Here is an 8,856-nt window from a genome sequence, read left to right as displayed (position 1 = left end):
TAGCCGGAATCCTTCCCCCTTTAGGTCGGGCACTGCTGCAGCTGGATCGATGGCCTGGCACGGATGGCATAGCCGGAATCCTTCCCCCATAAAGCGTCTACTGCTTGCGGGAATCAAAGGCCCAATGGAAGCTGTTCGCTTTGTTCGATATAGATTTTAAAGCCAGTGATTTTGCGACCCGTTCGCTGTGCCTCCAGAGATAATCCGAGGTCAGTATGCTGGCTTATTTCCTCTATGCATGGGTCCAAGACGTAACGACGCAGGTCTTTGACGTTCGGATACTTATTTTCAAGGTTTAGCAGCTCGCGCAGTCTTGTTAGATCAAATGTACGCACGCCAAATTTCTTGTACTGCGTGCTTAGCTCATAGATCCGAAATGCGTAAAGGCTGGTCAGGTTGCTGATGTGCTTCAACCTGTAGCTGGTGAACTCGGTGGTCAACAACGTCAGATGCGGCAGGATGCTTGGAGAGAATCCTATTTCGACGGCCCCTTCGCCTTCCAGATATTTCTTTTTGTAGATCCAGCGCATGGTCTCTACTTCTGTACCGCCCTCAAAGCGCTTGATATCTCGGGGCCAAAGGCGCTCGATAGCTTCGGCTAATATCCCGTAAGCGTGCTTAACCTCAACGCCAAACACTGATGCAAACGCTTCTGCAGAGACCTTCACGATCCCGTCTCTCGGCGGTTCATGCTTCGAATGGAGGATCGATGCTGCAAGCATTACAAGACGTTTTTCCTGAAGCGTCAGTGTGTACGAGGACTCGATGAGTTTGTTGGACTGGTAAACCCTGTTCTTAACCTCAGTTACGTCAGTCACAGCTCTACTCCTGTAAGTGTAGGAACGAGAGTAAAGGGGAAGGGGGAAGGGGTCAATACCTCATTCCCTCTTACCACGAAGAAAAGGGGATAAGCTGTTCATAAGCTGTTGAAAAGAAAGGGATAATAGCCGGAATCCTTCCCTCTATTGCCGGAATCTCTCCCTGTTATCAGCCGGAATCCTTCCCCTTTAATAGCCGGAATCCCTCCCTCTAATGCCGGAATCCTTCCCCTAATGTGGATAAAAAAATGGGTAAAAAAGCATACGAATCATAGAGTTATGGATTTAATCCACAGGGGTAAAACAAGATATAAAAGAAAAGCATAAGATCTTTTCTTAAAACAAGATTTAAAGCAGGCTTACAAAAATCTTGAAAGTCGCCTGGCCGGCAGGCAGCTGGACGTAATCGACGCGCTGTTCCGGCTGCGCCTGCTCATCACCTCAATTCCGTCCAGCCCGATTAATGGGCGAGTCGTCGAAACGTATCATCAACAGCTCTCCTAATTACTATCTGCTTTTAGCGGACGGGAATGCGGGTATCGCTTCGCCCTTGGGATCACTGCTCGCGTCCCATGCCCACCAGTTTGTGCCGTAATGGGTCTTGTAGTAACTGACCTTGACCTCTTTGCGGGCCAGGTACTTTGGATCGGATCTACCATAGACCTCCATCGGATATTCAGTAACACTCGCGTCCATCAACCAGAAGTCGGGGAATACCTGGTCTTCGCTGGAGTCGAATCGCAAGGGTTTGACGAACCTGCGTGATTCCTCGCGCAGCCTAACCTCGATCAAAGCTTCATGAGATGATTCGACCGGGATCCACTCATCACTGACCACCATCAACGCGACATTGAGCGCCTGAGCTTTACCGGGCTCGCTGGGTTGATCTGTCTGAACAATCGCCAAAACCCTACGTCCTTGCCTCCAGGCCGACAGCTCACGCTTGAAACGGCGAGCAACGGTCGACCAGATCTCTTCATCCATGAACATGCGAGGTACGCCATTGAAACCGGTGATGGTCAGATAGCGGACAGCAGTCTTCTCCCGGTCTTCGGTATGCCCTGCAAGTGGCGCTATCACCAGCAAGCGCCGGTTGTTCTTGATAGCGCTCTTAACCTTCCGCTCGTTGGCCTCGGATTGAAAACCCTTTGATCCTGCCGCAATGACAAGCGCATCGCCAATGCGCATTCTCGATGCAAGCATTCGATCTGCAGCGTCTTGCAGCCTGCTGTGTACAAGGCCCAAGCTGCGTTTTCCAGCCATCCCCGGCGACCACGTATTGAGCCCGGCTTCGCTCCAAAGCAGGTGCAACAGCCCGAGCAGTGTCATTGCCGGTTTTGACGCTTTTCCGCTGGCCGAGCTGCTGCCTGTACCTTTGGGTGACTGTCCGCTGTCTGCAGGCTCTTTCTTGCGTAGCGAGAGCGTGAGCTTGACCTTGAGATCTCCCTCAGACGTTTCCTCGACAACGCCTTTGCTGTACGAACCGAGCCCCGACTTATCAGGATCTGGCGAGTAGTAAACACAATCCAGAGCATGTTCCGAGCCAGTGCGGGGATAACGGGAAAGGTGGAATGAATCGCTATCCGACATATGCCGGACAGCGAGTAGACGGCAACCAGTACCTGGGCATTGGCAGCTGACAGTCGCTTGTTTGTGCGCTTTCTGCAGCACAGCTTTCCATGGTGCTGCATAACTGGCCTGAGTCTGGAATTGCTCACTGTACTGCTTGACTGAGGATCCGTGTGCGATGGTCACGCCATATCGTTTGTCAGACATTCAGTTACTCCTATCTAGAGTTACCGGCAGCAGGCATCGCTGTGCTAATGAATGCAGCACTCTTTAGCTCATCCGTCCAAATTCGCAGGGTTACTACGGATTCAGGTCTGGCAAGAACCTCGGCGCGAATAGCTTCTAGCTGTCGCTGCATTTCCTTTAACCGCTCGGCAGGGGTCGTTTCCAAGTCCCAGCTAAGGTAGTTTCGAAAACCATAATGCAAATCAGACAACAGACTTGATACCTGGCTGTTGCGCCATTCAGTAGTCGTCTTCACCCACTGCGGACGTTGGTCTTGCATCAATTTGCGCAGATCAAGGTGGTTTTTGAAAAGGAACATATGTCCTAACATCACATGAGCTGTCAGGTATATCTCCAGTACCTGCAATTGTTCAGTTACAGATTTCATGGGCAAGGAAAAATGTTTTTTAACCAGCTGGTCTGCCTCACGCTCCCACAGGGCTCGCTTTTTTGCCTTGGCTTTCTCGGTACGGTCCTTGCGCTCTTTGGCGTGTTCAACGTTGTACTTAATTGAATCAAGGAGCGCAGCAGCGTTGGTCAACAATTCACGCTGTGTGCCCAGCCGTCCGCGCAAAGACGTGTGTTCGGTGAACGCTCGTAATTCGCGGGCCGCACTGGAAAGCCCAGTCTGCACGCTGCGCATGTCTTTGGCTTTGTGATAAGTACCTATCTCCATGACTAAATCAGCGGTAATGCCTGTAGCTTTAGTCAATTCATCGTGTGTGTCAGCCATGATTGTTCCCCGTCTAATCTATTATTCCACGGCTGTCTTCACGACCTGCGTGGGGTGATATTTGTAGATGGTGGTTCGCGACACGCCAAACCTTGCTGCCACGTCCTTGACGGTCATATTCGGGTCTGACAGTAAAATAGTTATTTCACGTATTTCCTTCTCACCCAGCTTTGGTTTTCTGCCTCCAACACGGCCACGTGCGCGAGCTGCTGCAAGGCCCGCATGTGTCCTCTCGATGAGCCGGTCGCGTTCATACTCTGCAAGGGTCGCAAACAAACTCAACCAAAGCTTGCCCTGTGCGGTGGAAGTGTCATAACGCTCTGTCAGAACTAAGAAGGCGACACCCATTTGGGCGAACTGGTTGACCAAACTGATCAACTCGCCAAGGTTTCTTCCCAGTCGCGAAAGCTGCCAGATAACAACTGTGTCTCCTGGACGTAAAGCTTTGAGCATCTGTTCCTGTTCTGGCCGTGGCTGATTAGCGCCGGAAACCTTCTCATGATAGATCCGTGTGCAGCCCGCCTCTTTCAGCGCATCGATTTGTAGGTCTAGGTTTTGATCGCGTTTGCTCACGCGGGCATAACCAATACGGAGCCCACCAGTGATCAGATTCTGTGTTGGTGTCGCTGTGTTCATTATTCTAAACCTGACAGTGGTTTTCTGGACATAGATATATTAACAAGAAACTGGACATTAAGAGGCAAAAAAAAGCCCCGTTGGTCAGGGCTTCGCGATGTGTCCATTAAACGGTCGTTTGCTGAACACATTGCTGACGAGTAATCAGGTGGCAGGGTGGCCTTGCAATTTTGCTTCAAGGTCTGCGGCAAGGGTGTTGATTATCGAAGCCTGCGTCTGATCCGGGATAGAGACAAAGCCTTCTCCGGCCATGCGGGCAATATCGGCTTGGCTATTGTTTTTGAGATACTCGGCCAATGCCTTATCCTGGATTGCAGATTTCAATTCTGTAGCTTTTTCGAGCCATACGTTTGATGTTGACATAGGTACTCTCCATCTTTAGTGAGGGTGTGAAGGTAGTTTACTGAACACAGCCTGTCGAGCAAATAAGGCGGCTTCTTTGCTTACATTTTTCTAAATCGTCGACGGTTGGAATGGTTCGCATCACCGAAACCCGGACGCGTTCTAAAAGCAGTTCATGTTTGATCAGCCACGACATCTCTTCCAGCACAAAATCCAGACTCCAGCTGGTGGTGGGAGAGTCAATGAGATACTGTGCAATGTGTTCAGCACGGTCTGAACAATGCGCTGCAAACTTAACCAACTCAACGTCGTGTCCTCGCTCAAGAACGCACATAGCGCAGGCTTCCGCGATTTGCGACAGCATGCGAATAGCCTCAAGCCCACACATGACGTTCGTTCTATCCTGGACCGCAGTATTCATTGCTTGTTCTCCTCTGTTGCAACTGGTTTTCTGCGCATTTTTTCTAGCAGACGCATTGAACGTCCTAAAGCGAAAAAGTAAATGCCTATTGTTAGATATATCAGAAGTGGCGTGGTAGGCATTGTTGTTGAGCTGCAAGCAAGGGCTAAACCCAAAATTTGCGCTGAAAGCCCAGCATTACCTGCCCATTTGATCGCTATTTCAGACCGTTTTCCATGGTATATGGAAAGCAAAATTGAGACTGTCATAACGACGATGAAAAAGAGACCAGATGCTATAACTATGTATCCCGCTGCATCAATCTTAACCATAATTGTACCTCCAGATCTGTCTTTTGCTGAATACTCACTCAAATGAACTGTCGCGGATTACTTCTCCAGTTGGAGAGTAGTAATGGATTTTGTTGACGACGTTAAACTCACTATCTTGGTGTGCAGCACGCCATAGGGCTTCGGGAACATCGCAACCGAGCTGGACGACGATCCCCTTGAAATAGCCTAGATCCTGCTCGCCGTCCGCGTTTCGATCATCGAGGCTAGAATAAACGATCTTGGTATCATCGAATTCCTGGCCCTCTGGCGGCTCCACGAAAACCACCAAGTAAAACTCCGACATGGGTTTGTCCCAGCCGAGCTGTATACGCACCGGCCCCTCTGCCTTCTTGCTGTGTACGCTAATGATGTGTTTACTCATGGTCGAATTTCCTTTGTCCTGAGTTACCTGTCGCTTTAATCTATTTGCCGAGACGCGCTTTAATCTCGCGAATTCTAGCTTCTGAAATGCCCGCAAGCTTGCTAAGCAGCTTGATCGGCACCTGCCCTAGTAGGTGTTCGTACGGATCTAACTTTGATGTCTTGCGGTAAGGTTTGATATTAAGCTCACGTCTGCGAGCTTCAACTAATGACAAGTTCACCCCGACATGGCGACTTATCCCGAGGTCAGACATAGAGGCGAACAACGACTCGTACCCTAACAATGGCCCCACGAAGTCGCGCAATGTTCTTTTCCGCGATACCGTTTTTATTTTTGCGCCTTCATCCAAACCCAGTTCAATCCTGACTGTAGTTACTGCTTGTTTCTTTGTTCCTGCTACTTTGGCAATCGCAGCGTCATCAATCATGCCTATGAGTGGCCTGAAAGGGGCAAGCGGGTGGCCGGGAGGGAGAGCTTGACCCGAATCACAACCTTTGGCTGGTTTCGTTTTTCGAACCCGGTCTATGCCACGGCTAAGCCTGTATGCTTTGACGCTCCACCATGAAACACCGCTAAGCTGAGCTATGCGCACGTTTGTTTCGGTTTCAAGCAAGTGTTCATAAGGTGCTATCGCCATGTCTACCCGCCATACCTGGATACCGAATAGTTCACGTCGGTGTCTAATGACGCGCAACGACACGCCTGTTAGCGTTGAAAGCTTCTTATCGCTCATTCTTCCAAGCTTGCAGTCGTACCAACGTGGCTGGCCTATTTTTCTCCAGTCAACTTGTGCAGGCGAAGTAACCAGATTCTCGCGTGCGAGAATTTTCATGTGGGATTGCTCGCTCACAAGCCAATTTCCGACTGGGTACTGCTTTCGCTATCGTCGTTGTTCTTTGGTCGCGGAACATCAACCCATTCTGCTGTCAAAAGCCAATTTACGAATTCTCGCCCGCTTTGACCGCTTCGCGTTTGAAGATCCGCAAGATGGCCATCAAAGCAATGAATTGTCTCAAAAGTGTCCTCGTCCTCTTCCTGCCAGTAATCGCCATACATATCGTTTGTGAGCACATCACTAAGATGCGACTTGTGCATCCAATGAAGATGCTTGTCGTCGCGCCAATCCTCTGGCAGCTGTAGTGCTAACCTTACTTGATCCGTGATGCTGTAGTAATCAGGCATGTTGCAGTCGCCTTCATAAACGTAGCGCCAGTAAAGTCTGCCCAGAGTCGGATGCAAGGCGCTGACATTGACGTCACCCTCCATTCTGTCGCCTTGAAGTGCTCGTTTTTGGCGATCCAAAGACTCAGTTTGCGTGCGTAGCAACTCATCAAGATCTGCTGCAGGTCGCAAGCTTTGATGTGCCAGGACAGCCTCATTCTGACCTTCGCGCCAGATTTTTCTAAGCGCACCAACACTGCTGATCAGTGCAGGTACTGTGTCTCCATAAGGGTAGATGGCACCAAGGTATTTGCACCTTCCCAGTATGCAAGATGCGTCCTGTTCCCCGGAAACGAATGCCAGCTGCTCAAAGTCTGCACGCAGATCGATCAGAGCCGATATCGTAGGTTCGGTAGGAGGGGGTAGGTGAGGTAGGTTAGTCGTGCCCCACGCGGGCCCGCTGAATTCCCGCTTTCTGAACTCACTGAGCAACCACGCAAAAGCTGGTCCGTGAGTCAAAGCCATTTGATGAATGCGCTCATGCGAAACTTCCCCTGCCCAGTACACCGAAGGGTCGTCAGACCAGCTGGTGTGCCAATCTTCGTTCATCAGCAATTGGTAAAATGCGGTGATGTTCAAAGCTATCTCCTTAGCGACTGCTCGTTACTGGTCTATCAGTGTGGACTTCTCGGTCGGCAAAATTGGAAAGCACTCAAGCGTAACGGTCGTTCCCCGCTGGAACGTGCCTTTCCCTGGAGGAATGTTCTTGAATACTTCATTCAATGACTCTCCCGATGGTGATTTCAGCTCGCACCCTGGCGCGGTCAGATTCAACTGTCTGTCGAATGTTCGGAAGTCGTAAGGCGTAGTGAGTCCTGCTTTCTGGTCGCTATCGCCGCAGCCGTTCAAAAGGACAATGGCAGCCAATAGATAGATTCTATTCATGGGGTTCCTGCTTTATCGTGAGGGACTTTCTGGACTGCCAATATCGTGCTCTCGCTTCATCGGCTTCCCGAACAAAGCGGTCAATCATTTCCTGGGGCGCGCATATGTTTGCGTAAGTCCAGCCCTCTGGAGGCTGCATTAGATACGCTGAATACACTTTGTCCCGGAGATACCTGACGCGTTGTCTGGTCATCCCATACGCAGCAGCGACAGCAGTCAACTTTTTACCTTCGACTAGGATTTCAAAAGCGATGTCGTAGCTCTTCTTTTGCAACCGCGAGTTCGGAGCATCGCGCAACCGCTCGAAATCATCGAGCGGTATGCGATGGTCTAGGTCGACTGATTTAGTTACCTCTTTCATTGCTCAGGAGTCCAGTTGGAAGCCATCTGTTCACGCAGTTCTTTTAACTCTTTGGCTAGGTAGGTGTTCTCGTTTTCCAGAGCTTCTATCCGGGTAGCCTGCACTGCAACCGTCTCGTTCAGTTGGGTTATTAAGTCCTCCGGAGAAGGTGCTGTATTGGGTTGAGGCTTGGGGGACCGTTTTGGTTCTGAGGTCGTTTTAGCTGACGGCTTTGTTTTAGCTCTTTTCAGTTCACTGCGTACCTCGGCGCGCAAGTTCAGTTCTGGGTTTTCCTCTGCCCGTTGCAGAAGACCATCCGCAGCAGGTCGGTCGATCTGCTCCAGTCGCCGCAGGTCGTTCACAACGGAAACGTCCGCTGTGATACCAGAGAGAACAGCAGCACGGCCCACTCCGTCCTGCTCCATTGTCTCCAGATACTTCAACCGCTCGGCGACCCAGTTCAAGCCCTTGTTCCAAAGTTCCGCAACCTTCTGCAGGGTGCCTAGCTCGTCTTTGTCCTCTTTCAAAGCCAAGGCAATTTCGAGCATAGTCAGACCTTCTCTCTGGACGTTTTCAGAGCGTTGGATTCGTTTAGCCTGCGCATCAGTCAACTCGCGTACTACGACATCGAGCAGCAACCCCTTCATTGCTGTCGATCTCTGTCTGCGTTCACCCGCAACCATTTCATAATCAAACCCACTTTCCGGGTTTGGATGTTTACGGACAATTGCAGGCTGCTCTTGCCCATTTGCTTCAATATCGTCCCCTAACTCCATCAATGATTCGACAGTTAAACCGGGGTTACCTTTTTTCCGAATTTGAGGCTTGCACTCCACTTGTCCGGGGCTGATTTTTAAAATCAGTTCACCTTCATGCACAACCGGCTTCTTGCGTTGAAAATCAGACAGCTTACCGATGGCCCCAGCAAATGCATTTTTCTTTGGCATGGACGAATCTTTGGTCATTTTGGAGC

Annotated in this window: 13 protein-coding genes; all 13 read right to left on the bottom strand. The window is 50.4% G+C overall.

Going from position 1 to position 8,856, the window contains the following annotated elements; genetic code table 11:
- Positions 1-113: 113 nt before the first annotated feature.
- Positions 114-818 carry a replication initiation protein gene (locus QRN38_RS26090; protein WP_074321314.1) on the bottom strand — a complete coding sequence of 235 codons (705 nt, stop codon included), beginning with the start codon at positions 816-818 and terminating at the stop codon, positions 114-116.
- 507 nt (positions 819-1,325) lie between these two features.
- Positions 1,326-2,594, bottom strand: a complete 1,269-nt coding sequence (locus QRN38_RS26085; RefSeq protein WP_122290392.1) for a DUF1173 family protein — start codon at positions 2,592-2,594, stop codon at positions 1,326-1,328.
- Between the two features lie 10 nt (positions 2,595-2,604).
- Positions 2,605-3,345 carry a hypothetical protein gene (locus QRN38_RS26080; protein WP_122290391.1) on the bottom strand — a complete coding sequence of 247 codons (741 nt, stop codon included), beginning with the start codon at positions 3,343-3,345 and terminating at the stop codon, positions 2,605-2,607.
- 21 nt (positions 3,346-3,366) lie between these two features.
- Positions 3,367-3,981, bottom strand: a complete 615-nt coding sequence (locus tag QRN38_RS26075; protein WP_122290390.1) for a recombinase family protein — start codon at positions 3,979-3,981, stop codon at positions 3,367-3,369.
- 144 nt (positions 3,982-4,125) lie between these two features.
- Positions 4,126-4,344 (bottom strand): hypothetical protein, encoded by a 219-nt coding sequence (locus QRN38_RS26070; RefSeq protein ID WP_122290389.1) that lies wholly within the window; start codon positions 4,342-4,344, stop codon positions 4,126-4,128.
- 37 nt (positions 4,345-4,381) lie between these two features.
- A complete protein-coding gene (locus QRN38_RS26065; protein WP_074321319.1) occupies positions 4,382-4,744 on the bottom strand; it encodes a hypothetical protein in 363 nt (120 codons plus the stop codon).
- The gene (locus tag QRN38_RS26060; RefSeq protein WP_074321320.1) at positions 4,741-5,055 is read right to left on the bottom strand and encodes a hypothetical protein; all 315 of its coding nucleotides are present in this window, start codon (positions 5,053-5,055) and stop codon (positions 4,741-4,743) included. The genes QRN38_RS26065 and QRN38_RS26060 overlap by 4 nt, the downstream gene beginning before the upstream one ends.
- A gap of 34 nt (positions 5,056-5,089) precedes the next feature.
- The gene (locus tag QRN38_RS26055) at positions 5,090-5,437 is read right to left on the bottom strand and encodes a hypothetical protein (RefSeq protein WP_074321321.1); all 348 of its coding nucleotides are present in this window, start codon (positions 5,435-5,437) and stop codon (positions 5,090-5,092) included.
- 40 nt (positions 5,438-5,477) lie between these two features.
- Positions 5,478-6,269, bottom strand: a complete 792-nt coding sequence (locus QRN38_RS26050; RefSeq protein WP_080495396.1) for a hypothetical protein — start codon at positions 6,267-6,269, stop codon at positions 5,478-5,480.
- A 14-nt stretch (positions 6,270-6,283) separates the two neighbouring features.
- Positions 6,284-7,237 (bottom strand): hypothetical protein, encoded by a 954-nt coding sequence (locus QRN38_RS26045; protein ID WP_230462035.1) that lies wholly within the window; start codon positions 7,235-7,237, stop codon positions 6,284-6,286.
- A 24-nt stretch (positions 7,238-7,261) separates the two neighbouring features.
- Complete coding sequence (locus QRN38_RS26040; protein ID WP_074321322.1) at positions 7,262-7,543, bottom strand: hypothetical protein; 282 nt, start codon at positions 7,541-7,543, stop codon at positions 7,262-7,264.
- Complete coding sequence (locus tag QRN38_RS26035) at positions 7,536-7,904, bottom strand: TrfB-related DNA-binding protein (protein ID WP_074321323.1); 369 nt, start codon at positions 7,902-7,904, stop codon at positions 7,536-7,538. Before QRN38_RS26035 ends, QRN38_RS26040 begins: the two co-directional genes overlap by 8 nt.
- Complete coding sequence (locus QRN38_RS26030) at positions 7,901-8,848, bottom strand: ParB/RepB/Spo0J family partition protein (RefSeq protein WP_122290388.1); 948 nt, start codon at positions 8,846-8,848, stop codon at positions 7,901-7,903. Before QRN38_RS26030 ends, QRN38_RS26035 begins: the two co-directional genes overlap by 4 nt.
- Positions 8,849-8,856: the final 8 nt, after the last annotated feature.

The organism is Pseudomonas sp. CFBP2511, assembly GCF_030209255.1.
Lineage (GTDB): Bacteria > Pseudomonadota > Gammaproteobacteria > Pseudomonadales > Pseudomonadaceae > Aquipseudomonas > Aquipseudomonas avellanae.
This window is presented reverse-complemented; position numbering and strand designations above follow the sequence as displayed.

What these genes read in the sequence shown, in the direction of transcription:
- QRN38_RS26085 (WP_122290392.1), bottom strand. Translation starts at nt 2,594, where the DNA reads ATGTCTGACAAACGATATGGCGTGACCATCGCACACGGATCCTCAGTC.
- QRN38_RS26080 (WP_122290391.1), bottom strand. Translation starts at nt 3,345, where the DNA reads ATGGCTGACACACACGATGAATTGACTAAAGCTACAGGCATTACCGCT.
- QRN38_RS26075 (WP_122290390.1), bottom strand. Translation starts at nt 3,981, where the DNA reads ATGAACACAGCGACACCAACACAGAATCTGATCACTGGTGGGCTCCGT.
- QRN38_RS26070 (WP_122290389.1), bottom strand. Translation starts at nt 4,344, where the DNA reads ATGTCAACATCAAACGTATGGCTCGAAAAAGCTACAGAATTGAAATCT.
- QRN38_RS26065 (WP_074321319.1), bottom strand. Translation starts at nt 4,744, where the DNA reads ATGAATACTGCGGTCCAGGATAGAACGAACGTCATGTGTGGGCTTGAG.
- QRN38_RS26060 (WP_074321320.1), bottom strand. Translation starts at nt 5,055, where the DNA reads ATGGTTAAGATTGATGCAGCGGGATACATAGTTATAGCATCTGGTCTC.
- QRN38_RS26055 (WP_074321321.1), bottom strand. Translation starts at nt 5,437, where the DNA reads ATGAGTAAACACATCATTAGCGTACACAGCAAGAAGGCAGAGGGGCCG.
- QRN38_RS26050 (WP_080495396.1), bottom strand. Translation starts at nt 6,269, where the DNA reads ATGAAAATTCTCGCACGCGAGAATCTGGTTACTTCGCCTGCACAAGTT.
- QRN38_RS26040 (WP_074321322.1), bottom strand. Translation starts at nt 7,543, where the DNA reads ATGAATAGAATCTATCTATTGGCTGCCATTGTCCTTTTGAACGGCTGC.
- QRN38_RS26035 (WP_074321323.1), bottom strand. Translation starts at nt 7,904, where the DNA reads ATGAAAGAGGTAACTAAATCAGTCGACCTAGACCATCGCATACCGCTC.
- QRN38_RS26030 (WP_122290388.1), bottom strand. Translation starts at nt 8,848, where the DNA reads ATGACCAAAGATTCGTCCATGCCAAAGAAAAATGCATTTGCTGGGGCC.